At 65.6% G+C, this 22,433-nt stretch carries 22 protein-coding genes; 8 read left to right on the top strand and 14 right to left on the bottom strand.

All coding sequences use genetic code 11. The features are described 5' to 3' along the window. Positions 1–341: 341 nt before the first annotated feature. On the bottom strand, positions 342–1,706 hold the full coding sequence (locus tag SOM28_RS19230) for an NHL repeat-containing protein (RefSeq protein ID WP_320469098.1): 1,365 nt from the start codon (positions 1,704–1,706) through the stop codon (positions 342–344). A gap of 76 nt (positions 1,707–1,782) precedes the next feature. Further along, the gene (locus tag SOM28_RS19225; RefSeq protein ID WP_320469097.1) at positions 1,783–3,000 is read right to left on the bottom strand and encodes a YeeE/YedE family protein; all 1,218 of its coding nucleotides are present in this window, start codon (positions 2,998–3,000) and stop codon (positions 1,783–1,785) included. 86 nt (positions 3,001–3,086) lie between these two features. Here SOM28_RS19225 and arfB point away from each other — a divergent pair, with 86 nt between their 5' ends. Then, positions 3,087–3,482 (top strand): alternative ribosome rescue aminoacyl-tRNA hydrolase ArfB, encoded by a 396-nt coding sequence (arfB, locus tag SOM28_RS19220; RefSeq protein ID WP_320469102.1) that lies wholly within the window; start codon positions 3,087–3,089, stop codon positions 3,480–3,482. Positions 3,483–3,491: 9 nt separating this feature from the next. On the opposite strand, the gene SOM28_RS19215 is transcribed toward arfB, so the two are convergent. The 4 genes from SOM28_RS19215 to SOM28_RS19200 all read right to left on the bottom strand — a co-directional run bounded on the left by SOM28_RS19215 (position 3,492) and on the right by SOM28_RS19200 (position 6,701). Further along, the gene (locus SOM28_RS19215; protein WP_320469096.1) at positions 3,492–3,821 is read right to left on the bottom strand and encodes a hypothetical protein; all 330 of its coding nucleotides are present in this window, start codon (positions 3,819–3,821) and stop codon (positions 3,492–3,494) included. Between the two features lie 54 nt (positions 3,822–3,875). Further along, positions 3,876–5,057 (bottom strand): tetratricopeptide repeat protein, encoded by a 1,182-nt coding sequence (locus SOM28_RS19210; protein ID WP_320469095.1) that lies wholly within the window; start codon positions 5,055–5,057, stop codon positions 3,876–3,878. An 80-nt stretch (positions 5,058–5,137) separates the two neighbouring features. After that, positions 5,138–6,253: a YsnF/AvaK domain-containing protein gene (locus SOM28_RS19205; protein WP_320469094.1), complete on the bottom strand. Its 1,116-nt coding sequence runs from the start codon at positions 6,251–6,253 to the stop codon at positions 5,138–5,140. Positions 6,254–6,278: 25 nt separating this feature from the next. Further along, the gene (locus SOM28_RS19200; RefSeq protein ID WP_320469093.1) at positions 6,279–6,701 is read right to left on the bottom strand and encodes a YsnF/AvaK domain-containing protein; all 423 of its coding nucleotides are present in this window, start codon (positions 6,699–6,701) and stop codon (positions 6,279–6,281) included. A 188-nt stretch (positions 6,702–6,889) separates the two neighbouring features. Between SOM28_RS19200 and SOM28_RS19195 the strand changes: the two genes are divergently transcribed. Then, positions 6,890–7,828 (top strand): MBL fold metallo-hydrolase, encoded by a 939-nt coding sequence (locus SOM28_RS19195; protein ID WP_320469092.1) that lies wholly within the window; start codon positions 6,890–6,892, stop codon positions 7,826–7,828. A gap of 6 nt (positions 7,829–7,834) precedes the next feature. On the opposite strand, the gene SOM28_RS19190 is transcribed toward SOM28_RS19195, so the two are convergent. Further along, a complete protein-coding gene (locus SOM28_RS19190; protein ID WP_320469091.1) occupies positions 7,835–9,076 on the bottom strand; it encodes a TIGR03862 family flavoprotein in 1,242 nt (413 codons plus the stop codon). 136 nt (positions 9,077–9,212) lie between these two features. Here SOM28_RS19190 and SOM28_RS19185 point away from each other — a divergent pair, with 136 nt between their 5' ends. The 5 genes from SOM28_RS19185 to dctP all read left to right on the top strand — a co-directional run bounded on the left by SOM28_RS19185 (position 9,213) and on the right by dctP (position 12,277). Continuing rightward, positions 9,213–9,611, top strand: coding sequence for a hypothetical protein (locus SOM28_RS19185; RefSeq protein WP_320469090.1), 399 nt, complete (start codon positions 9,213–9,215; stop codon positions 9,609–9,611). Further along, a complete protein-coding gene (locus SOM28_RS19180; RefSeq protein ID WP_123071259.1) occupies positions 9,608–9,811 on the top strand; it encodes a helix-turn-helix transcriptional regulator in 204 nt (67 codons plus the stop codon). Before SOM28_RS19185 ends, SOM28_RS19180 begins: the two co-directional genes overlap by 4 nt. Continuing rightward, positions 9,808–10,773 (top strand): alpha/beta fold hydrolase, encoded by a 966-nt coding sequence (locus SOM28_RS19175; RefSeq protein ID WP_320469089.1) that lies wholly within the window; start codon positions 9,808–9,810, stop codon positions 10,771–10,773. Before SOM28_RS19180 ends, SOM28_RS19175 begins: the two co-directional genes overlap by 4 nt. A gap of 14 nt (positions 10,774–10,787) precedes the next feature. Next, the gene (locus SOM28_RS19170; protein ID WP_320469088.1) at positions 10,788–11,006 is read left to right on the top strand and encodes a hypothetical protein; all 219 of its coding nucleotides are present in this window, start codon (positions 10,788–10,790) and stop codon (positions 11,004–11,006) included. Between the two features lie 230 nt (positions 11,007–11,236). Beyond that, positions 11,237–12,277, top strand: coding sequence for a TRAP transporter substrate-binding protein DctP (gene dctP, locus SOM28_RS19165; RefSeq protein WP_320469087.1), 1,041 nt, complete (start codon positions 11,237–11,239; stop codon positions 12,275–12,277). 39 nt (positions 12,278–12,316) lie between these two features. On the opposite strand, the gene moaD is transcribed toward dctP, so the two are convergent. The 6 genes from moaD to SOM28_RS19135 form a co-directional block, all read right to left on the bottom strand. Then, positions 12,317–12,574, bottom strand: coding sequence for a molybdopterin converting factor subunit 1 (gene moaD / locus SOM28_RS19160; RefSeq protein WP_320469086.1), 258 nt, complete (start codon positions 12,572–12,574; stop codon positions 12,317–12,319). Between the two features lie 6 nt (positions 12,575–12,580). Next, complete coding sequence (locus SOM28_RS19155; protein ID WP_320469085.1) at positions 12,581–13,828, bottom strand: molybdopterin molybdotransferase MoeA; 1,248 nt, start codon at positions 13,826–13,828, stop codon at positions 12,581–12,583. Beyond that, positions 13,828–15,303, bottom strand: a complete 1,476-nt coding sequence (thrC, locus tag SOM28_RS19150; RefSeq protein ID WP_320469084.1) for a threonine synthase — start codon at positions 15,301–15,303, stop codon at positions 13,828–13,830. The genes SOM28_RS19155 and thrC overlap by 1 nt, the downstream gene beginning before the upstream one ends. A gap of 273 nt (positions 15,304–15,576) precedes the next feature. Further along, entirely contained in the window at positions 15,577–16,965 is a 1,389-nt protein-coding gene (locus tag SOM28_RS19145; protein ID WP_320469083.1) for an L-serine ammonia-lyase, read from the bottom strand. An 89-nt stretch (positions 16,966–17,054) separates the two neighbouring features. Further along, positions 17,055–18,017 carry an NAD-dependent epimerase/dehydratase family protein gene (locus tag SOM28_RS19140; protein WP_183407575.1) on the bottom strand — a complete coding sequence of 321 codons (963 nt, stop codon included), beginning with the start codon at positions 18,015–18,017 and terminating at the stop codon, positions 17,055–17,057. 27 nt (positions 18,018–18,044) lie between these two features. Then, positions 18,045–19,247: a glycine C-acetyltransferase gene (locus SOM28_RS19135; protein WP_320469082.1), complete on the bottom strand. Its 1,203-nt coding sequence runs from the start codon at positions 19,245–19,247 to the stop codon at positions 18,045–18,047. Between the two features lie 222 nt (positions 19,248–19,469). Here SOM28_RS19135 and SOM28_RS19130 point away from each other — a divergent pair, with 222 nt between their 5' ends. Continuing rightward, entirely contained in the window at positions 19,470–20,045 is a 576-nt protein-coding gene (locus tag SOM28_RS19130; RefSeq protein ID WP_123072109.1) for a helix-turn-helix domain-containing protein, read from the top strand. A gap of 123 nt (positions 20,046–20,168) precedes the next feature. On the opposite strand, the gene SOM28_RS19125 is transcribed toward SOM28_RS19130, so the two are convergent. Beyond that, a complete protein-coding gene (locus SOM28_RS19125) occupies positions 20,169–22,337 on the bottom strand; it encodes a prolyl oligopeptidase family serine peptidase (protein WP_320469081.1) in 2,169 nt (722 codons plus the stop codon). Positions 22,338–22,433: the final 96 nt, after the last annotated feature.

The raw sequence follows: 22,433 nt of genomic DNA, 5'->3' as shown, positions 1-22,433 counted from the left end.
GCATTGTTTGTGGAAGCCCTTAGGCATAACGCCACGCAGAAATGAGCATTAACACCCTCTGAACGCTCAGATGGTCGCGGCAATGTCTGCTTTGGGTCGACAGCGGCCCTAGGCAGAACGGCCGATATTGGCCCAGCACATCATCATAGGAAGAAGACATGAAGTGAACGTTGCGACGCTGTTTGTCCCCGACCGCTCCCGTCGGATCCGATCCTTCATGCCCTCTGCAAATTCCCGACCGCGGGGCAATGCTGTGCCAAGCGCAATGGCCGAGACTGTGCGAAAACAGACCAAATACTGAGATACTTGTCCTTACCGATCTGCGGCGAGATATCAGCCGCTCAATCAACCCGGACCTTGCTCAGCTGAGCGTAAGACTGCAGCACCACGACGCCGGGACTAACAGCATGGAGGGCCACAATACGGTTCTGAGGTTGCGCCCCAGTTAGGCCCAGAGAGGTAGTCACCGTGCTTGCAACGCCGGATGGAGTGATCTTTCTCAGCACACCCCTGGACCCAAGCTTGTAGAGGTTGCCCGCAGCATCGATCGCCATCGGGCCACCACCAGCGAAGAAGGCAGCATTGCCCGTGCCATCGATATCATTGAGAAAATCAAAGATCCAGTTCGTTCGGCCGGCAAGCGTCGTGACCGCGCCTGCAGGGGTGATCTTCCGGATCAGCATGACGTCGTTAACGTACAGATTTCCCGCGCTGTCGACCACGATGTCATCCGGCCCCATGAATCGTGCCTGCACGCCAAGGCCATCGACCGGGTTCCTCCGCTCGACACAGCCTGATCCCGGCGGAATGCCAGCCTCGCACCCACCTCCTGCCAACGTCGAAAACGTGCCGTCCGGGGCGATCTTGCGAACCTTCGATCCATCGGTCGCATAAATGGCGCCGCTTGGCGCGACTGCGAGGCGCAATGTATATGCGGTGGCGACACCAGAGGAACCATCGATCGCTCCTGTTGCTGCATCGTAAGGCGCGGTTTGCGTCAACGTGGATACCGTCCCGTCCGCTGCGATCCGGCGGATCGCGTAAGCAAGGGCGCCAACCCTGTCCACGACGTATAACACCCCGTCTGGCGCGTAGGCCAGTGAAATCGGTTCGTTCACCTGCGCGTGGGTCGCGATGCTGCCGTCAGCCGCCACCTTCTTGATTTCCGACACGGGTGATGAATAGGCGAGGTACAGTTTGCCGGACTGATCGAGGACGGAATCGACGGGGCGCGCACCGGCGAGCGTGGGTGGGTCACCAAAGACAAGCTGCCACGTAACCGGCAGGGTGACCCAGGGCACGGGCACGGGCGATGGCTTTACACTCAGCTCGACCGAACTCGAGATGCCGCCTGCGCTGGCCGTGATCGTCACCTTGTCCGCCGTCAAGTCCCAGGGAGCGGAGTATGCAGCGATCTGCTTGTCCGGAAGCGTGTACAAGGTGGTGCCAATACTGGCCGTCGGCGTCACAGACCAGGTGAGCGGACCTGTGACACCGGTCAGCGTCGGCGTAATCTCGACCGCCGCGCCGTTCGGCATCACCGAGGTCGCTGAAGAGGCCAGTGCGATCGAGGGCGCAGGGACCGAGGGTGAGTCAGGCGAGGTGTCGCGCCCGCCGCCACCGCATGCCGTCACGAGAACCACCGAGCACATCGCAAAAAGGCGCGCACCGATCATTGGATTACCTTCGTTATACGACGTTGCCATGCATTCTACACATGCGGTGCAGCGCAATATTCACGAAAACTCGCTCCGGCCCATCGCCGACCTTCATCACGGTTTTTCAGCAGGCGGTCGGCCTCAACCGTTCCACTTCCAGCCCGAACATCGGCCGCAGGCGGGTGCCGGCCACGTTGCCGAGGAATGCCACGACCAGCCACAGCCAACCGTGCAGACTGCCCGAGACAATTCCGCTGAAATAGGCGCCAATATTGCAGCCATAGGCCAGGCGTGCGCCATAGCCGAGCAGCAGTCCGCCGACGACCGCCGCGATCAGCGAACGCACTGGCAGCCTCCACACCGGCGCGTAGCGGCCGGCCAGCGCCGCCGCCAGCATCGCGCCGAGCACGATCCCGATGTCCATCACCGAGGTCACGTCCTTCCAGACTGGCGCGGCCAGCGCGGCGGCGTTGGCGCCGCTCGACCAGTATGTCCAGCTGGCGACGTCGATGCCGACCACGGATGCCGCCTTGGCGCCCCACAGCGCGAAGGCCGAGGTCACGCCCCATGGGCGGCCCGACAGGGCCAGGGTGGCGAAGTTGAGCACGACCAGCGCCAGCGCGCCGGCCACCAGCGGCCACGGACCGCGCAGCCAGCGCGCGCCGCCGGTCGGTTGCGACTGCCCAGTGACCAGGCGGCCGTGGCGGCGTTTCTCGACAACGACCGTGACGGCCGCGATCAGCGCGAACACGACCAGGTTCAGCGCCAGCGCCGGCGCCAGGCCCAGTTCCTTCACCGCCGACAGCGGTGGCAGTTGCGGCATCGCGGTCCAGAACGGCATATGGGCGGTGCCGATCAGCGAGCCGACGATAAAGAAGATCAGCGTGACGATCATGCGCGTGCTGCCGCCTCCGACCGTGTACAGCGTGCCCGAGGCGCAACCGCCGCCCAACTGCATGCCGATGCCGAAGATGAAGGCGCCGACGATGACGGACGTGCCGGCCGGCTGCACCAGGCCAGTGACCGGATTGCCGAACAGCGTGCCGCCGGCGAGCGCCGGGAAAAACAGCACGACGCCGACCGCCAGCATCAGCATTTGCGCGCGCAGGCCGGCGCCACGGCCGTCGGCGATGAACACGCGCCAGGCCGAGGTGAAGCCGAACGCCGCGTGGTACAGGGCCACGCCGAGCAGCGCGCCGACGATGTAGAGCGCGGCCTGGCGCGGGCCGACGACCTGCGTCAGGTACCAGGCGCCGAGCACGATCAATACGAATGCGACGCCGAACGGCCGCAGGTTGATGTCGGCGCGTCGTGCGCCTGACAAGGATGCTGAAATGGTCATGAGTATCGGAAAAGATGAGGCGGAACCGACTATTGTCTAACATCTTCGCGTTCCGTGCAGGCCGGCGTCCGGTTTACAATGGCGCCATGGCCGTCATCAATCCTCTCGAAGTCGAATTCAGCGCAATCCGGGCCCAGGGTCCCGGTGGCCAGAACGTCAACAAGGTCTCGTGCGCCGTCCACGCGCGTTTCGACATCGGCGCCTCGTCGCTGCCGCAGCACGTCAAGGAGCGCATGCTGGCCTCGAGCGACGCGCGCATCACGCAGGAATGCGTGCTGGTACTCAAGGCGCAGCAGTCGCGCAGCCTGGAACAGAACAAGGAAGACGCCCTGCGCCGGCTGCAGGAACTGATCGACAAGGCGTCGGTCGTGCCGGTGACGCGCCGTCCAACCCGACCGACGCGGGGCTCCCAGCTACGGCGGCTGGACTCCAAGGCGCGCAGCAGCCAGACCAAGGCGCTACGGGGCAAGGTCAGCGACTAGCCCGAATGCTCAGGCCTGTAGCGCGGCAAACCAGGCCGCATACGGCGTATTGGCCACCATCCGCCGATTGAAATCCGGCGCGCCATCGGTCCACCACACCGGTCCGCGCTCGCCAAGCGCGCGCTTGGCCTCGTCGACCGCCTGGCGCGCGGTCCGCTCGGCATTGCCGTCGCGCGCCTTCAGGGCGGCGCTGACATCCCGGCGCGCCTTCATGAGCCGGTCGACCAGCTGCTGGCGTTCGTCCGGCGCCAGATCGGGATTGCTGGTTCGCCAAAGGCGGCCCGAGACGACGAAATACCGTCCGTCGGGCGTCGTGGGATAGTTGGCGGGTGAAGGCATGGCTGCACTATACCCAAAGGGGCCGTGCGCAGCCGTTCGCTTCCTGCCATCCAGTCACGGCTGCAGGCCGTAGCGGTCGATGAACCCTTTGACGCCGCCCGGATTGGCGGCCAGCCAGGCGTTCAGCGCCGGCCGATAGGACTGGCGGAACATCAGCAGCAGGATCGCCGGCTCCAGCTGCCCATCCTTCGCCAGCGCCTGCATCTGCAGCAAGGCGGGGTCGGTCACACCTTGGCCATCGAGCGCCTTGGTCTCGTCCATGACCTTCAGGGCGGTGCGCCAGGCGCCCAGTTCGATCTCGTACGGCGACTTGCTGGCGGCATTCTCCGACTGGCGCTGGTTGGACTCGCTGATGCCAAGCAGGAGCCGCATGGCGTAGTTCGGGGTGTCGGCCTGGCCGGCGGCCGACTCGTCGATATGGACCATGAATTTGCCATCCGCCTCCTGCGTCACGCGCACGCCGCGCCTGAACGCCAGCGACTTCAGTGGCAGGCCGGCGGCGGCCCGCAGCCTGGCAAGCTTGCCCCAGCTCGGGCGCTGCGAGGGATCGGCCGCGATCGACGCATACAAGGCTGCTTCGGCCGGCGCGCGCTGACCCTGCGCCAGCAACGCATCCGACAGGAAGCGCCACGCCTGCGCATTATGCGGCTCGATCTCGGTGGCGCGCCGGAACAAGCCTTCCGCGCGCGGCCAGTCGCCCTGCACGAAGTAACAGTCCGCGGCGCCCACCCAAGCGCTCGACGCCTTGGGATCGGCCTGCATCGCGGCTTCGTACTTGAGCAGGGCCTCCTTCGGCTTGCGCTGCGCGAACAGGGCCGAGCCTTCGGCCAGCAGTTTCGCGGCGCGAGGATTCGGCGTGTGCAGGGGCGACACGCCGTCGTCGTCCAGCATCCGCAAGACCTCGTGCGCGATCGGATCGTCGGCGGCAAGCGTGGTCGCGCGCTCGGCCAGCGCGCGCGCCGTCTGGCGCGCCTGCGCCACCTCGTCCTTCGGGGCCACACTGGACAGTTTGAAGATCAGGCCAGCCTGCAGCGACACCGGCAGCGAGGCTTGCGGATCGGCCTTTTCGGCCGCCCGGTACTTGTCCAGCGCCTCCTGGTACTTGCCTTGCCCCTCGAGCACGTGGGCGTCGCGCACCAGCGTGTGGCAAGGTTCGCCGCACTGCATCGCGGCCATTGCGGCCGCATTGAAGAACGCCAGCAGCGCGGCGAGTGTCAGTACACGTAAGGATTTCATGGGATGGCCAGGCGACAAAAGCCCATATTACCGCGCCGCCCGGCCCCCATTGCTCACTGAATATCACCTGCCGGCCCGGCTCAGGCGCCGTGTCTACCCGTCATGCGATCCCACCCGTGACGCACGGCCGACTTCATTTTTTCCCAAGTCGACACGCCGCTGTGGCGAGAGTCCCAGTCGGTGCGCAGCTCGGGTTCGATCTCGTCCCACTGGCGGCCCATATACTTGCCGCTGCCCGCGATCTGCGACCCGTAGAGATAGGCCGGCGCGTAATCGTCGTACGCGCCGCCGCTCGCGCCATAAGTCAGCTTGAAGTGCTCGCGATAATAGATGTCGTCGTCGCTCATGGCGGCGCCGAGGCGCTCCACGTCCACCTCGGTGTGGCGCACCGTATCGTCGATCTGCTGCTGGCGTTCGCTGACCTGCTTGCCGATCGAGACCTCCTCGGTGATGCGGGCCGATTTCTCGACCACGGCTTCCTCGGCGCTCTCTCGCATCTCGATGGTCTGCTCCCTGAACGCGGCGGCGTCGCTCGGGCTGATCGGCTGGTCGACCTTGCGCCGCTGGACGTCGACGTGTTCTTCGCGCAGGCCGATGGTTTCGTGCACCGGGGTTTCGACGATACGCGAGAAGATGCGCATGCCGCCACGCTGGACTTCGCGCTTGCCGACCCGCAGCTGCTCTTCGACCACCGGGATGGTCGCGCTGGCCGAGGTGTCGCGCTGCATTGCCGCGCCCGCAGTTGCGCCCTGGCGCAGGCCGGACGCCGACTGGGCCGACAAAGTTCCTCCCGGCGTCGTGCCCTGCCTCGAACCGGCGCCGCCCGTCAGCAGCGCGCCCGGCGTGGCGACGCCATCCGAATGCTCGTCGATGTCGACCGGTCCGAAGGCTTCGACGACGTCGGCGGCGCGCTCGACGTCGGGCAGCGAATCGGCGCTCAGTGTCACCACGTGCTGGCCACGAGCGAGCACGCCCTCGTAGCGGCTCGCGTGGTGCTCGTGCGCGTCGCCGAACAGGTCCTGGAAGAAGTGCTTGATGCCTTTCCCCTTGCCTTCGGCAGTCGTGGCGCTGCCGGCAGCGGCATTGGCCTCGGACAGCCGCACGCTCTCGCGGCTGAAACCGGCAGACAGCAGCTGGTCGTACGCGCTTTGCGCGTCGGTGCGGTTGTCGAAAACCGCGACTAGCGTATGGTGCATGATGAGTCTCCTTTGGGTGATGACCTCAGGCGCCCGAATCGCCGGCCTCGTCGAAACGCTCGACCTCGACCCGTTCCGCCTTGAGCGAAACGGTATCGAGGTGACGCTCCTCGTGCCGGACCCGGGTGATGTGCAGTTCTTCCTTGATGCGGACCTTGCGCTCGACCACCAGCACCTCTTCGAGCACGGGAATGACCAGGGTGTCGCCCTCGTAGTGCTGGCCTGGCGCCTCGCCGGCGCCGACGATGCGGTCGACCGGGACGTGCCGGACCCGCAGCTCCTCGCGCAGCAGCCGCTCGTCGATGGTGACGGGATGTTCGGTGACGGTCTTGTGGACGCGCACGCCGCGGCCGGTATCGACCACGCGGGTGCCGACCGCGAGCTGCTCCTCGACGACAGGGATGCGCACGGCTTCCTGTTCGCTCGGCTCGGTAGGCGTGCTGGACATCGTCCGCTCCTTGGCAAGGCTGCGAGAAGAACGATCCAGCCTACGCCAATCCACGAACGGCATGCGCACCGTTGGCGTTCAATACTTGCCTAAAACTCCGCACGGTTGAGGCCGATTTGCACGATTCCTGTACAGGAGATAAATTCTTCCGCACTTGCCGCAATGGCGGCCTCGACGAGGAGAAGTGTATGCGCGTAACACCTTGCGAATCCCCCCCTGCCACCGTGCCCGAGGCCCGGCGCAGGCAGCTGCTGGCGCTGTTCGGCGCCGGCATCGCGGTCGCGTCGCTGCCGCAGACGGTCTTTGCCCAGTCCGCACCGACCATGAAACGCCTTGCCGCCGGCCGCAACTACGTGTCATGGCAATTTGGCGAACTCAAGATCGTCGCCCTGCGCGACGGCCATGTCGACATGCCGCCGGCGCGCCTGCGGCAAGTAAACGGCGAGGCGCTGGGCGCCCTGCCGCCGGGCATGCCGCTGGCCGACGGCAAGCTGCGGCTGTCGGTGAATGCCTATGTCGTGATTGAGAAATCCAGGGCAATCCTGATCGACACCGGCGCGGCCGACACCTGGGCCCCGTCGATGGGCCTGCTGCCTGAAGCGATGAAGGAAGCCGGCATCGACAAGGACAGCATCACGCAGGTGGCGATCACCCACACCCACCGCGACCACGTTAACGGTCTGATCACCGCCGAAGGCACCGACGGCTTTCCGAATGCGCAGCAGATCTACGTGCCAAGGGAAGAAATCGCCACGATCACCGGCCGGCTCGCCGTGCTGCGCAACCGCATCGTCCCGATCGATCACGACTTCGCGATCAGCGACCACGTCAGGGCAGTCAGGGCCGCCGGGCACTCGACCGGCCACACGATGTACGAGGTGCGCAGCAAGGCCGGGCGGCTGCTGTTCTGGGGCGATATCGTGCACGCGCCATTCGTCCAGTTCGGCCGGCCCGAGATCACCTGGGAACTCGACGAAGACCAGGCCTGGGCTCGTTCGACGCGGATGGAGGTGTTGAAACGGGCGGCTGGCGGCGGCTACCTGGTGGCCGGCGCCCACCTTGATTTCCCCGGCATCGGCCAGGTCACGCAAAGCGGCCAGGCCTACGCCTTCCGGCCGCTGGACTAGCGCCGCTCAGGCAGCAAGCCAGGCCAGCGCATCGCGTCCTGCAGCACGCCCGCTGGCGAAGCAGGCGGTCAGCAGATAACCGCCGGTCGGCGCTTCCCAGTCCACCATCTCGCCCGCCGCGAAGACGCCGGGCAGCGCGGCCAGCATCGCGGTGCGATCCGCCAGCGCATCGAAGCGCACGCCGCCGGCGCTGCTGATCGCCTCGTCGATCGGGCGCGTACGCAGCAACTTGAGCGGCAGGCGCTTGATGCCCGCGGCCAGGCGCGCGGGGTCGGCGTACTCGTCGCGCGACAGGCACTCGTGCAGCAGCCCGGCCTTGACGCCCTTGATGCCGAGCCGGCTTTGCAGATGGCTGGACATCGAGCGCGAACCGCGCGGGCGCGTCACTTCGTCGAATACCCTGTCTGCGTCGTGGTCCGGGGCCAGGTCGAGCCAGAGGGTGGCGACACCATCGCGCGCGATCGCGTCGCGCAGCGGCGCCGACAGCGCGTACACCAGGCTGCCCTCGACGCCGCCCGCGGTGATGACGAACTGGCCCTTGCGCCAGGCGATGTCGCCATCCTGGCCCTGGCAACCGGCGGCCACCGTGAGCAGGGGCGCGCCGGCATAGCGGCTGCTGAAATGCTCGCTCCAGCCGACATCGAAGCCGCAGTTGGCGGGCGCCAGCGGAGAGAGCGCAACCCCGCGCTCGGCCAGCAGCGGCTGCCAGGCGCCGTCCGAGCCGAGCCGCGCCCAGCTGGCGCCGCCCAGCGCCAGGATCGTGGCGTCGGCCTCGACCAGCCGCTCGCCCTCCGGCGTCGCCAGGCGCAGCGCGCCATCCTGCCAGCCGAGCCAGCGATGGCGCATGTGAAAGCGCACGCCGGACTCGCGCAGGCGGTGCAGCCAGGCGCGCAGCAGCGGCGCCGCCTTCATCTCTAGCGGGAACACGCGGCCAGAGGTGCCGACAAAGGTCTCGATGCCGAGCTCGTGGATCCAGGCGCGCACGGCGTCGGCGCCGAAGCCTTCCAGCCAGCGCGCCACCTCGTCCTGCCGCGCGCCATAACGCCCCACGAAATCGGGATAAGGCTCGGAATGCGTGATATTCATGCCACCCTTCCCCGCCAGCAGGAACTTGCGGCCCACGCTGGCCATCGCATCGTAGACGTCGACCTGCGCGCCACCCTGCGCCAGCACCTCGGCCGCCATCAGCCCGGCGGGGCCGCCGCCGATCACGGCGACACGCTTGGAGGATTTGGAAGACTGGCTCATGAAGATGCGAGGTAGGCAAGGAAGGAGCAGCATTGTAGTCGAGTTCGGGCAGCGAAAGACGATGTAAAGGATGCTTGACACGACGCTCCACCACGCCTACGATGTAAAGCATCCTTTACTCCACGAGGGCTGGACCATGAAGACGAACACATATGAAAAGCGGGTCGGCAAGGCTTACCTGCGCGAACTGGGCATCTCCTTCGCGGTGTACGCGGCGCTGCTGGTCGCGTCGATCCTGTACGGCCGGCCGATGGAAGAAGGCGTGCTGCGCACCGTCGTCCTGCTGTCGCCGATGCTGGGATTCTGCCTGATGCTGTGGGCCATCGCGCGCCACCTGGACCGGGTCGATGAATACGCGCGCCGCTTCCTGCTCGAATCGTTCGCGCTGGCCGCCGCGCTCACCGCCGGGCTCACCTTCAGCTACGGCTTCCTAGAGACCGCCGGCTATCCGCGCCTGTCGATGTTCGCGGTCTGGATGGTGCTTGGGGCGACCACCGCCCTGGTCTGCACGGTGCGGGCGCTGCGCCAGCGATGAAGAACCGCATCCGCGAGCTGCGCGCCGAACACGGCTGGAGCCAGGCCGACCTGGCCGAGCGCCTGGACGTGTCGCGCCAGAGCATCAACGCGATCGAGACCGGGCGCTACGACCCCAGCCTGCCGCTCGCCTTCGCCATTTCACGGTTGTTCGGCCTGCCGGTCGAAGCCATCTTTTCCCCCGATCAGGAGACCGCATGAAAAAAGCTTCCCTGTTGTTTGCACTCGCCGCAATGCTTGCCGGCGCCGCTTCCATCGCCCAGGCCCAAGTACAGGCGACGTCCCCGACTGCGCCGGCCGCGAACCGCTTCGCCGCCACCATCGAACCGGCCGAGCGCTTCGAATCCGGCGGCCTGCTGGTCGAACGCCACGGCAGCCGCGGCCGGCCCGTGATCCTGGTCCCCGGCCTGGCCAGCGGCCCCTGGGTATGGCAGGAGACGATCCGCCAGTTCAAGGACGAGTTCACGCTGTACGTGGTTACCCTGCCCGGCTTCGATGGCCGTCCGGCGCCAAGCGGATCGCCCGACTGGTCGCCGTTCGAGGGGGCCCGCGCCGCGCTACGCGGCCTGATCGCCGAACGCAAGCTGGACAAGCCCGTGATCATCGACCACAGCCTGGGCGGCACGCTCGCCTATGCCGTGGCCCAGGACCTCGGCAACGGCATCGGCGGCGTGGTGGCGCTGGACGGCCTGCCGGTGTTCCCCGGCACCGAGAACATGCCGCCGCAGCAGCGCCCGCAAGCGGCGATCAATGTGCGCAGCCGCATGGCAAGTAGCCAGCCGGAGGCCTACGCCGCTCAGCAGCGCCAGTACATGCGCGGCCAGGGCGTGCTCGACATCGGCAAGGCCGACGACATCACGCCGCTGCTGCTGCGCAGCGATCGCGAGGCGGTGGGCGCCTACGTGGCCGACCTGCTGGCGCTCGACCTGCGTCCCGGCCTGTCCAAAATCACTGCCCCGGTGCTGGTCGTGGCGCCGTTTTACCAGTACGATGCAGCTCAGGATGCGCTGACGGTGAACGACAAGGTCGAGCACTACCGGATGCTGGTCGAAGGAATTGCCTCGGTCGAGGTGGCGCCGATCGCGCCGTCGCGCCACTTCCTGATGATCGACCAGCCGCTGGCGCTGGCCGGCATCCTGCGCCGTTATCTCGACCGCCGTTGAAAGGAATCCGTTTCATGCGTCCTGCATCTCGTCCTGTATTCCACTGGATCGGCCAGTACCTGCTGGCCGCCGGCACCATGTTCCTGCTGCTGTGCGCAATCGACCTGATGCGCGGCGACAGCCTGGCCCACACCTGGGGCCCGACCCTGCTGTGGTCGCTTGCCGCGGCCGCCATCTTCGTCGCCGCGCGCTGGCGTGCGGCCAGCCAGGCGATCACCGACAATCGACGCTAAGCCCAATATTCTCCAAGTTGGGTCAAGGCCGGTGCCACCGGCCTGCGGGATACTGCCGCGTTGGCATCGGTGTACCTTAACTGCATGCCTTTGTCATAGCTGCAATATTCCGCTTGACATGCGGTGTAGCAGGAATATTCTTGTACACGCCAATGTGAACGATGGTGCCCGCTCGACGAGGTTAGCCACGATTCACCCGGCAGTCCGTTAAAACATCTTGGAGGATGTATATGTCGGTAATCAACCGGTCGTTCACGACCCGCAGGGCAATGCTGGGCGCGATCGCGACCAGTCCCTTATGGATGCAGTCCGCCTGGGCGCAGGCCAGCAATCTCAGGATCTCGCACCAGTTCCCCGGCGGCAGCATCGCCCAGGGCGATTTTCGCGACCGGCTGTGCCGCATGTTCGCGGCCGAAGTCGAGAAGCGCACGCGCGGCGGCCTGAAGTTCTCGATCCACCCCGGGTCGAGCCTGATGCAGCCCAACGCCCAGTTCGGCGCGCTGCGCAGCGGCTCGCTCGACATGGCCCTGGTGCCGCTGTCGTATGCGGGCAGCGAGGCGCCGGAAGCGAATATCGGGCTGATGCCGGCGCTGGTCACGTCCTACGATCAGGGCTATGGCTGGAAGAACGCCCCGGTCGGGCGCGAGCTGTCGCGCATCCTGAACGAGCAAGGCCTGGTGATCGTCAGCTGGATCTGGCAGGCCGGCGGGGTCGCCTCGCGCGGCGCCCCGATCGTCACGCCCGAGGACGTGCGCGGCCTGAAGGTGCGCGGCGGCTCGCGCGAAATGGACATGCTGCTGCAGGATGCCGGCGCAACCGTCGTCAGCCTGCCGTCCAACGAAATCCATAACGCCATGCGCAGCGGCGCGCTCGACGCGGCCCTGACGTCGTCGACGTCCCTCATTTCCTTCCGCCTGCAGGAGACGGCGCGCTCGCTGACCACGGCGCGCGGCGGCTCGTACTGGTTCATGTTCGAGCCGCTGCTGATGTCGCGTACCGTGTTCGAGCGCCTGGCCAAGCCGCAGCAGGAAGCCATCCTCAAGGTCGGCGCCGACCTGGAACAGTTCGCGATGAAGATGGCGCGCATCGACGATGCGGAGGTGGTGTCGGTCTATCGCGGCGTCGGCGCGCGCGTGGTCGACCTCAATCCCGACGCCCTGCGCGGCTGGCAGTCGGTGGCGCGCAATACGGCGTGGAAGGATTTCGCGGCGCGGAACAGCAATTGCGCGAAATTGATGGCCTTGGCCGAGGAGTCGATTGCGGCCTTGTGATGAAAAAGCCGGCCCCGGCTGAACCCGGGCCGGCCTCTTTCAACCGCCGGTGACCGGCGGGAAGAACGCCACTTCGGCGCCCTCAAGGACTGGCGTATCGGCGCCGCACATGACCTGGTTATGGGCCATACGCACCGCGCGTTCCGGCGCCAGGGCCTCGGCCCACACGCCGCCGCGTGCGCGCAGCAATTCGCGCACCTGGCCCACTGTCGTGACTTCCGGCGACAATTCCAGCTGTTCCTGCCCGGTACCCACTGCTTCGCGCAGCGCGGCGAAGTATTTCAAACTGATCTTCATGTCTTCCTAGTACTGTAGTTCGGCGAACGGGATGAAGCGCACCAGGTCGCCCGCGGCAATACGATTGCCCGCCGGGTTGTCGACCAGGCCATCGCCCCATACCGTCGAGGTGAGCACGCCCGAACTCTGGTTCGGGAACAGGTCCAGTCCCCCACCTGCATTCAGGCGCGCGCGCAGGAACTCGTTGCGGCGGTCGCCCTTCGGCAGCTCGAAATCGGCGCGCACGGTGTATCCCTGCGGCTCGACCTGGCCCGTCACGCCCTGCAGGCGCAGCAGGAAGGGCCGCACGAACAGCAGGAAGGTGACGAAGCTCGACACCGGGTTGCCGGGCAAGCCCAAAAAGAACGCGGAACCGCCGTCACGGAGCACTTCGCCGAACGCCAGCGGCTTGCCCGGCTTGACGGCGATCTGCCACATCGACAGGCGCCCTTCCGCTTCCACGGCGGGCTTGATGTGGTCTTCCTCGCCCACCGAGACGCCACCCGAGGTGATGATCAGGTCGTTCTCGCGCGCCGCCTCGCGCAAGGTGGCGCGGGTCGCGTCCAGCGAATCGGGCACGATGCCGAAGTCGCTGATCTCGCAACCGAAATTCTCCAGCAGGCCACGCAGGGTGAACCGGTTCGAGTTGTAGATCGCACCTGGCTTGAGCCCTTCGGGCGGCACGTCGCCCGGCATGGTCAACTCGTCGCCGGTGAAAAACACGGCCACGCGCAGGCGCCGCCGCACTGGCAGGCTGGCCAGTCCGACCGAGGCGGCCAAACCCAACTCCTGGCTGCGCAGGCGGCTGCCCGCCGGCAGGATCACCGCGCCGGCGCTGATGTCTTCGCCCTTGCGGCGGATCCATTCGCCGGCGCGCGGCGCATGGTGGATGGTGACGCTGTCGCCGACCGCCTCGGCCTGCTCCTGCATCACGACCGCATCGGCACCAGGTGGTATCAGCGCGCCGGTAAAGATGCGCGCCGCGGTGCCGGGTTCCAGTTGCTGGCCGACGCTGCCGGCCGGGATGCGCTGGCTCACCTTCAGGGTAGCGCTGCCGCTCCCGCAATCCTCCGCGCGCACGGCGTAGCCGTCCATCTGCGTATTGTCGGCCGACGGCACGTCGATCGTCGCCAACTGGTCTGCCGCCAGCACGCGGCCGTTGGCTTCGAGGGTCGGGATGGTCTCCACCTGCTCGACGGGCCGTGCGGCTTCCAGCAGGAAGTCGAGCGCTTCGCGCACCGACAGCATGGGGGCTTTGGGTACCGGTGCGTTCATCACAGCCCCGTGTGTTCGGCGATATAGGCCTTCATGCGGTCGACGTCGGCCGGCAAGACCACGAAGCGCTGCGGCAGCGACTCGATGTCCTCGAAGCCGGCGGGACGCTCGGCGTCCTGGCCCAGCGCTTCCAAAATGGTTTCGTTGAACTTGGCCGCCAGCGCGGTCTCGAGCACGATCATCGGCACGCCCGGCTGCAGGTGTTCGCGCGCGACCTTGATGCCGTCGGCGGTATGGGTGTCGATCGTGATGCCGTAGTCGTCGGCGACGTCGCGGATCGTGGCCAGCCGGTCGGCATGGGTCGAGCGGCCCGACAGGAAGCCGAATCTGGCAACCGACTTGAACTCGTCGCCATCGCTGCCCGGCGCGCCGGACAGGTCGAAGCCGCCATGGGTGTCGACCTTGCGGAACAGCGCATGGGTGCGATCGGCGTCGCGGCCCACCAGCTCATACACGAAGCGTTCGAAGTTCGAGGCCTTGGAAATGTCCATCGACGGGCTGCTGGTATGGAAGGTCTCGGCCGGCTTCCTCACGCGATAGACGCCGGTGCGGAAGAACTCGTCCAACACGTCGTTCTCGTTGGTGGCGGCCACCAGCTTGTCGATCGGCAGGCCCATCATGCGGGCGATGTGGCCGGCGCAGATATTGCCGAAATTCCCCGACGGGACGGTGAACGACACTTTCTGGTCGTTGCTGGTGGTGGCCGCCAGGTAGCCGCGGAAGTAGTACACCACCTGGGCCACGACGCGCGCCCAGTTGATCGAATTGACGGTGCCGATCTTCTGGCGCGCCTTGAATTCGAGGTCGTTCGAGACTGCCTTGACCAGGTCCTGGCAATCGTCGAACACACCCTCCACCGCGATATTGAAGATGTTCGGGTCCTGCAGGCTGAACATCTGGGCGGTCTGGAAGGCACTCATCTTCTTGTGCGGCGACAGCATGAACACGCGCACGCCACGCTTGCCGCGCATCGCGTACTCGGCGGCGCTGCCGGTGTCGCCCGAGGTGGCGCCGAAGATATTTAGTTCATCATTGTTCTTGGCCAGCGCGTATTCGAACAAATTGCCCAGCAACTGCATCGCCATGTCCTTGAAGGCCAGGGTCGGGCCGTTCGACAGCGCCTGCAGCACCAGCTTGCCCTGCGCGCCGTCTTCCAGCACGCGCAGCGGGGTGATGTCCGCGTTCGATTCGTCGGCGCGGGCGTTGCGGTAGACCTCCGGCGTATAGGTGCGCGCGGTCAGGGCCTTCAGGTCGGCGTCGGGAATATCGGTGGCAAACTTGCGCAGGATTTCATAGGCCAGTTCGGCGTAGGACAGCTTGCGCCATGCATCGAGCTCGGCGCCGGTCACCTGCGGGTACTCGGCCGGCAGGTAGAGGCCGCCGTCCGGGGCCAGGCCGCCTAGCAGGATGTCGGAGAATTGCTGGGGATTGCGTGCTGCGGACGCGCTGGTCGCGCGGGTGGACACATAATGCATACAGTTTGAAGATCCGGTTGGCTCACATTGAAACTTTATTATAGTGGGACCGGACGAAAATGTATGCTGTGCTGCAAAAAAGTTGTTTGGGTGAATAAAATTGGGTGCAGTGGGGTGCGCACTTGGATTCCCGCCTGCGCGGGAATGACGGGCATCTGCCAACAATGAATCCCCGGGCAGCCGGGCTTTGACCCACCAATCCAAGAACCGTCGTTCCCGCCCTCGCCGGGCGCCTTGGCGGGAACCCAAGCCCGCCGAGCAGCCACGCCCCTTTCAGCAAGCGGCGTGATTCACCGTCACCACATGAATCGCCAGCCCGCCGAGCGAGGTCTCCTTGTATTTGACCTGCATGTCGGCGCCGGTCTGGCGCATCGTCTCGATCGCGCTGTCCAGGCTAACGAAATGGGTGCCGTCGCCCTTGAGCGCCAGCGAGGCGGCGGTGATCGCCTTGATCGCGCCCATGCCATTGCGCTCGATGCAGGGAATCTGCACCAGGCCGCCGATCGGGTCGCAGGTCATGCCCAGGTGGTGCTCGATGCCGATCTCGGCCGCGTTCTCGATCTGTTCGTTACTGCCGCCAAGCGCCGCCACCAGGCCGGCCGCCGCCATTGCGCAGGCCACGCCCACCTCGCCCTGGCAGCCGACTTCGGCGCCCGAGATCGAGGCGTTTTTCTTGCACAGCATGCCGATCGCGCTCGATGCCAGCAGGAAATCACGCACGCCGCGCTGTGGATCGATCGGCCGGCAGTCCTCGGCGTAGTAGCGCAACACCGCCGGGATGATGCCGGCCGCGCCATTGGTCGGCGCGGTGACGACCCGGCCGCCGGCCGCATTTTCTTCGTTGACCGCCATTGCGTACAGGCTCACCTGCTGCACCGCGTCATGCGGCAAGGCGTTCAGCGGTTGCTGCTGCGATTGCTGCGCTTGCTTCCACAGGCCGGCCGCACGGCGGCGCACGTTCAGGCCACCCGGCAGGCGGCCGTCGGTCACCAGGCCGTGACAGATACACTCGCGCATCACGCGCCAGATATTGTCCAGGCCTGCGTCCAGTTCTTCGTCACTCAGGCGCGTGCGCTCGTTGGCGCGCAGCATGTGCGGGATGCTCAGGCCATGGCGCCGGCCATGCTCGAGCAGCTGGGCCATGGTGTCGAACGGGTACGGGACCGGCGCCGCAAGCGTCTCGGCCGCGCGCGCCTGGCTCTCGCCGGCCGCGGTGATGAAGCCGCCGCCGACCGAATAATAGATGCGCTCGATGATGCTGCCGTCCTGCAGATGGAGCACGAAGCGCATGCCGTTCGGGTGTTCCGGCAGGGTCGAGGCCTTGTGCCAGACCAGGTTGGTTTTCGCGCTGAACGGCACCGGTTTCGTGCCCAGCAGGTGCAGCACGCCGTCGAATTCGGCTTCGGCCAGCTTGTCCTCGACCGCGGTCGGGTCGACGCCCTGCGGAGTTTCGCCCATCAGGCCGAGGATCACGGCCTTGTCGGTGGCGTGGCCGACGCCGGTCAGCGCCAGCGAACCATACAGGTGGGCTTCGACGCCAACCGCCTGTTCCAGCATTCCGCTCTCGAGCAGGAAGCGGCGCGCCGCCACCATCGGGCCCACGGTGTGGGAACTCGACGGGCCGATGCCGATCTTGAATAAATCGAAAACGCTCATGTCCATGCTTGTCTCACTGTGTCAGTTCTTATTATGCGAATCGGCCTGGCGCGTCGAGGCGGCAGGCCGTTGAAGGTTCCGGTGTCGTGGCCGGCTTATGCTGCCACGCCCAGGCCGACATCGATATTCTTCAGCATCGAATCGACCATCTCGTCGACGCCGATGCGCGATTTCCAGCCCCAGTCGGCGGTGGCGCGGCTGTCGTCGAGGCTCTTCGGCCAGGAGTCGGCGATCTGCTGGCGGCTGTCCGGCTTGTAGTCGATGCGGAAAGCCGGCAGCGCCTTCGAGATGGCGGCGGCCAGTTCGCGCGGGTTGAACGACACGCCAGCCACGTTGTACGACGAACGGATGACGACCTGTTCGCCTGGGGCTTCCATCAGCTCGATGGTGGCGCGGATCGCGTCCGGCATGTAGATCATCGGCAGAGTCGTTTCCGGCCCGAGGAAGCATTCGTAGGTCTCGCCGCGCAGGGCCGCGTGGAAGATCGCGATGGCGTAGTCGGTGGTGCCGCCGCCCGGAGGCGATTTATACGAGATGATGCCCGGATAGCGGATGCTGCGTACGTCGACGCCATACTTGCTGTGATAGTACTCGCACAGGCGCTCGCCGGCCAGCTTGCTGATGCCGTAGATCGTGGTCGGGTCCATGATCGTGAACTGCGGCGTGTTCTCGCTCGGGGTGGTCGGGCCGAAGGCGGCGATCGACGACGGCCAGAACACCTTCAATGGCTTGCCCGCTTCGCCGCGTTCGCGTGCGATCTCGAGGATGTTCAGCAGGCCGTCCATATTCAGGCTCCAGGCCTTGAGCGGCGCTTTTTCGCCGGTGGCCGACAGCATGGCGGCCAGCTGGTAGACCTGGGTGATGCCTTCATCCGCCACCAGGCGCGCGAGGCTGTCCTTGTCCAGCACATTCAGGACGGTGTAGCGCGCGGCGCCGTACAGGTTCTTGTCGCCGATGTCCGAGGCGATCACGTTCTGCGCGCCGTGCTTGTCGGCCAATGCGCTAACCAGTTCACTGCCGATCTGGCCATTGGCGCCGATGATGAGGATGCGTTCCATGCTGTCGATTCCTTGCTTCTATGTATATTAGTTCTTGATGATGCCCAGCTCTTTGCCGGCTTGTTCGAAGGCCTTCAGCACGGTGTCGAGCTGCTCGCGGGTGTGGGCCGCCGACAGCTGCACGCGCACGCGCGCCTGGCCCATCGGCACCACCGGATAGAAGAAGCCCGACAGCAGCACGCCCAGGTCGAACATGCGCGCCGCGAATTTCTGCGCGACCGGCGCCTCGAACAGCATCACCGGCACCACCGGGTGGGTGCCCGGCTTGATGGTGAAGCCGATGCGCTCGATCTCCTTGCGGAAGTAGGCGGTGTTTTCGTGCAGGCGGTCGCGCAGCTCGGTCGATTTCGAGATGCGCTCCAGTACCGCCAGCGAGGCGCCGGCGATCATTGGCGCCAGCGTGTTCGAGAACAGGTAGGGACGCGACTTCTGGCGCAGCGTCTCGATCACTTCCTTCTTGCCGGAGGTGAAACCGCCCATCGCGCCGCCCAGGGCCTTGCCCAGGGTGCCGGTGATGATGTCGATCTTGCCGATCACGCCGCAATGCTCGTGGGTGCCGCGGCCGGTCGCGCCCATGAAGCCGGAGGCGTGCGATTCGTCGATCATGGTCAGGGCGCCATACTTTTCGGCCAGCTCGACGATCTTGTCCAGCTGGGCGATGGTGCCGTCCATCGAGAACACGCCGTCGGTGACGATGATCTTGTGGCGCTTGCCGGCTTCGGTGGCCGCGATCAGCTGCTTCTCGAGGTCGGCCATATCGTTGTTGGCATAGCGGTAGCGCGCGGCCTTGCACAGGCGCACGCCGTCGATGATCGAGGCGTGGTTCAGCGCGTCCGAGATGATGGCGTCGTTCTCGTCGAACAGCGGTTCGAACACACCGCCATTGGCGTCGAAGGCGGCCGCGTACAGGATGGTGTCTTCGGTGCCCAGGAAGTTCGACAATGCGCTTTCGAGTTCCTTGTGCACGGTCTGGGTGCCGCAGATGAAGCGCACCGACGACAGGCCATAACCATACTTCTCGAGGGCGGCGGCGGCGGCTTTCTGGGTCTCGACGTCGCCGGACAGGCCCAGGTAGTTATTGGCGCACATATTGATCAGGGTACGGCCATCCTGCGCGACCACTTCGGCGCCCTGGCGCGAGGCCAGCACGCGCTCGGGCTTGAACAGGCCCTCGTCCTTCAAGGTCGCGAGTTTTTGCTGCAGGCTGCTGTAGAAAGCTTGATCGCTCATGGTGTTCCCCTGTTCCCTGTGGTGTGGCGAGACCGGCGGCTTGACCGGCGGTCGGCGGATGTTGTACCGTTGGCTCGTTCGATGTAGAGAACAAGTTCGCTATCTCGAACATAAATTCAATATATCGAATATTACGCCCAGCCAATGAACTTGGCAAGCGGCTCGACATATACTTATAAATAATTTGACTTAGGCAATACGCAGACAGGCACCCAACGGAAAATGAGTACCACTCTAACAAACAATGCCCCACCAGAAGTTGGCGCCACACTACAACGCCTGCGGCTGGCGCGTGGCCTGACGCTGGAAGACCTGTCGCGTATCGCCGGGGTGTCGAAGTCGATGCTATCCCAGATCGAGCGCGAGAAGGCCAATCCCACCATCGCCATCACCTGGCGCCTGGCCAATGCGCTGGGCGTGCAGATCGGCGAACTGCTGTCGTCCGAGGTGCGCACGGCGGAATTGATCCGGGTGGTCGATGCCCACGAAATCCCCACCCTGCCCGGCGCCCATGCCGGCTATTCCCTGCGCATCCTGGGGCCGATGGACCTGGCCGGCAAGTATGAATGGTATGAGCTGACCCTGGCGCCTGGGGGAGAGCTGGCCTCGCAGGCCCACGACCCGGGCACTGGCGAGCACCTGACGGTGATTACCGGCGCGGTCGAGCTGGAAGTGGGGAACGAGAAGAGGAAGGTGCGGCACGGAGCGACGGCGAGGTATCCGGCCGATCAGAACCATGTGATTCGCAACACGGGCAAGACCGAGGCGAAAGCCGTATTGGTGGTAGTGCACAGGTAGCGTGGATGGCTCTGCCATCCACGCGTTCGACCCACGAATGAGTCGCCGTCACACGCGGTGACATTGAACGCGCGGACGGCGAAGCCGTCCACCCTACCAGTCAGGCAACTTCTACATGAAGCTTCAGTGCGTGCCGCCAACCATCTTGGCCGCATCGCCCATATGCAGTTCGCGCGACAGGAAGCCCCAGCGATCGGCGACTTCCTCGATCTGCTTGCCGGTCGGCTTGCCGGCGCCATGGCCCGCCTTGGTGTCGATGCGGATCAGGATCGGCGCGGCGCCGGCCTGGGCAGCCTGGGCCGCGGCGGCGTACTTGAAGCTGTGCGCCGGCACCACGCGGTCGTCATGGTCGGCCGTGGTGACCATGGTTGCTGGATAGCAGGTGCCAGCCTTCAGGTTGTGCAGCGGCGAGTACTTGACCAGGGCCTTGAACTCGTCAGGGTTTTCCGACGAACCGTAGTCCGAAGTCCATGCCCAGCCGATAGTGAACTTATGGAAGCGCAGCATGTCCATCACGCCCACGCTCGGGATCGCCGCCGCGAACAGGTCCGGGCGCTGGGTGGTGGCCGCGCCGACCAGCAGGCCGCCATTGCTGCCGCCGCCGATCGCCAGTTTCTTCGGCGACGTGACCTTGTTCTGTACCAGCCACTCGGCCGCGCCGATGAAGTCGTCGAACACATTCTGTTTCTGCAGCTTGGTGCCGGCCTGGTGCCAGGCTTCGCCGTATTCGCCGCCGCCGCGCAGGTTGGCCAGCACATAGACGCCGCCCATTTCCATCCAGGCCAGGTTGGCCGGCGAGAAGCTCGGGGTCAGCGAGATATTGAAGCCGCCATAACCGTACAGATAGGTCGGATTCGAGCCATCCAGCTTGATGCCCTTTTTCGAGACGATAAACATCGGCACCTTGGTGCCGTCGCGGCTCGTGTAGAACTGCTGGCGGGTTTCATAGTCGGCCGGGTTGAAGGCGACCTTCGGCTGGCGGAACACGGTGCTCTCGCCATTCTTGAGGTTCAGGCGGTAGATCGTGGTCGGGTTGGTAAAGCTGGTGAACGAATAGAAGGTCTCGCTATCGCCGCGCTTGCCCGACAGGCCGCCGACGGTGCCGATGCCCGGCAACGCGATCTCGCGCACCGGCTTGCCTTCGAGCGACACCACACGCACGACGCTCTTCGCATCCTTCAGGTATTCGAGTACGAGCTGGTTGTTGACGATGTCGGCGCCGGCCAGGGTGTCGGCGCTCTCGGCGACGACTTCCTTCCAGTTATTCTCGGATGGCTTGCTCACATCGATGGCGATGATGCGTTTTTTCGGCGCGTTGCGGTCGGTGCTGAAGTAGAACACGGTGCCGACGTTGTCGATGAAGTCATAGCCGGCGTCGAAATTGTCGATCAGGTCGACCACCTTGGCATCGGGCCTGGACAGGTCCTTGTACGAGACGCGGTACTTCGGCGCGGTGCCCTTGGTGGTGGTGATGATCAGGTAACGGCCGTCGTCGGTGGTCTGGCCGCCGAAGCCCCACTCCTTCTGGTCGGCGCGGTCGTACACCAGGGTGTCGGCGCTTTGCGGCGTGCCGATGCGGTGGAAGTACAGCTTCTGGAAGTAGTTGACGTCGGCCAGCTTGGTCGCCTCTTTCGGCTCGTCGTAGCGGCTGTAGAAGAAGCCCTTGCCATCCTTGGTCCAGGCGGTGCTCGAGAACTTGACCCACTTGATGTGGTCGGCCAGGTCCTTGCCGGTGTCGATGTCGCGCACCTTGATCTCGTTCCAGTCGGAGCCGGATGCGGCGATGCTGTAGGCCAGCAGCTTGCCGTCGGGGCTCACTGCGGCGCCGGCCAGGGCGACGGTGCCGTCGGCGGCCAGGGTGTTCGGGTCGAGCAGCATGCGTGGCTGGTCGTTCAGGTTCTTGAGCGTGTACAGCACGGCCTGGTTCTGCAAGCCATCGTTGCGCGTGTAGAAGTAACGGCCGCCTTCCTTGCCCGGGACGCTGTAGCGCTCGTAGTTCCAGAGCTCGGTGAGACGCTGGCGGATCGCTTCGCGCTGCGGGATCTGCGCCAGGTAGGCCTGGGTGACCTTGTTCTGGGCGTCGACCCAGGATTTGGTCTCGGCGCTGTTCGCGTCCTCGAGCCAGCGATAGGGGTCGGCCACCACGGTGCCGTGGTAGTTGTCGGTCTGGTCGACTTTCTTCGACGCGGGATAGGTCAGCGAAGGGCCGGCTGGCGAGCAGCTCTGCCCCATCGCTGGCGCGGCGAAAGCAGCGGCCAGGACGGCGGCGAGCGTGGCGAGTCTCATGTGCATATTCTTCTCGGGCTGTTGAATGATGGTAGCGGCTTGTGGCCGCAGGGCATCATAGCGCGAAATGACATGCTTGAGTATGGCCGGCTGCCCGCCGCG

It is taken from the genome of Massilia sp. CFBP9026, assembly GCF_034045165.1.
In the GTDB taxonomy this organism is placed as follows: Bacteria; Pseudomonadota; Gammaproteobacteria; order Burkholderiales; family Burkholderiaceae_D; genus Telluria; species Telluria arenae.
This window is presented reverse-complemented; position numbering and strand designations above follow the sequence as displayed.

Coding starts and splice junctions, on each gene's coding strand:
- SOM28_RS19205 (WP_320469094.1), bottom strand. CDS start 6,253: ATGCACCATACGCTAGTCGCGGTTTTCGACAACCGCACCGACGCGCAA.
- SOM28_RS19230 (WP_320469098.1), bottom strand. CDS start 1,706: ATGGCAACGTCGTATAACGAAGGTAATCCAATGATCGGTGCGCGCCTT.
- SOM28_RS19155 (WP_320469085.1), bottom strand. CDS start 13,828: ATGAACGCACCGGTACCCAAAGCCCCCATGCTGTCGGTGCGCGAAGCG.
- SOM28_RS19215 (WP_320469096.1), bottom strand. CDS start 3,821: ATGCCTTCACCCGCCAACTATCCCACGACGCCCGACGGACGGTATTTC.
- SOM28_RS19190 (WP_320469091.1), bottom strand. CDS start 9,076: ATGAGCCAGTCTTCCAAATCCTCCAAGCGTGTCGCCGTGATCGGCGGC.
- SOM28_RS19210 (WP_320469095.1), bottom strand. CDS start 5,057: ATGAAATCCTTACGTGTACTGACACTCGCCGCGCTGCTGGCGTTCTTC.
- SOM28_RS19195 (WP_320469092.1), top strand. CDS start 6,890: ATGCGCGTAACACCTTGCGAATCCCCCCCTGCCACCGTGCCCGAGGCC.
- SOM28_RS19200 (WP_320469093.1), bottom strand. CDS start 6,701: ATGTCCAGCACGCCTACCGAGCCGAGCGAACAGGAAGCCGTGCGCATC.
- thrC (WP_320469084.1), bottom strand. CDS start 15,303: ATGCATTATGTGTCCACCCGCGCGACCAGCGCGTCCGCAGCACGCAAT.
- arfB (WP_320469102.1), top strand. CDS start 3,087: ATGGCCGTCATCAATCCTCTCGAAGTCGAATTCAGCGCAATCCGGGCC.
- SOM28_RS19175 (WP_320469089.1), top strand. CDS start 9,808: ATGAAAAAAGCTTCCCTGTTGTTTGCACTCGCCGCAATGCTTGCCGGC.
- SOM28_RS19125 (WP_320469081.1), bottom strand. CDS start 22,337: ATGCACATGAGACTCGCCACGCTCGCCGCCGTCCTGGCCGCTGCTTTC.
- SOM28_RS19140 (WP_183407575.1), bottom strand. CDS start 18,017: ATGGAACGCATCCTCATCATCGGCGCCAATGGCCAGATCGGCAGTGAA.
- SOM28_RS19185 (WP_320469090.1), top strand. CDS start 9,213: ATGAAGACGAACACATATGAAAAGCGGGTCGGCAAGGCTTACCTGCGC.
- SOM28_RS19135 (WP_320469082.1), bottom strand. CDS start 19,247: ATGAGCGATCAAGCTTTCTACAGCAGCCTGCAGCAAAAACTCGCGACC.
- dctP (WP_320469087.1), top strand. CDS start 11,237: ATGTCGGTAATCAACCGGTCGTTCACGACCCGCAGGGCAATGCTGGGC.
- SOM28_RS19170 (WP_320469088.1), top strand. CDS start 10,788: ATGCGTCCTGCATCTCGTCCTGTATTCCACTGGATCGGCCAGTACCTG.
- moaD (WP_320469086.1), bottom strand. CDS start 12,574: ATGAAGATCAGTTTGAAATACTTCGCCGCGCTGCGCGAAGCAGTGGGT.
- SOM28_RS19180 (WP_123071259.1), top strand. CDS start 9,608: ATGAAGAACCGCATCCGCGAGCTGCGCGCCGAACACGGCTGGAGCCAG.
- SOM28_RS19145 (WP_320469083.1), bottom strand. CDS start 16,965: ATGGACATGAGCGTTTTCGATTTATTCAAGATCGGCATCGGCCCGTCG.
- SOM28_RS19130 (WP_123072109.1), top strand. CDS start 19,470: ATGAGTACCACTCTAACAAACAATGCCCCACCAGAAGTTGGCGCCACA.
- SOM28_RS19225 (WP_320469097.1), bottom strand. CDS start 3,000: ATGACCATTTCAGCATCCTTGTCAGGCGCACGACGCGCCGACATCAAC.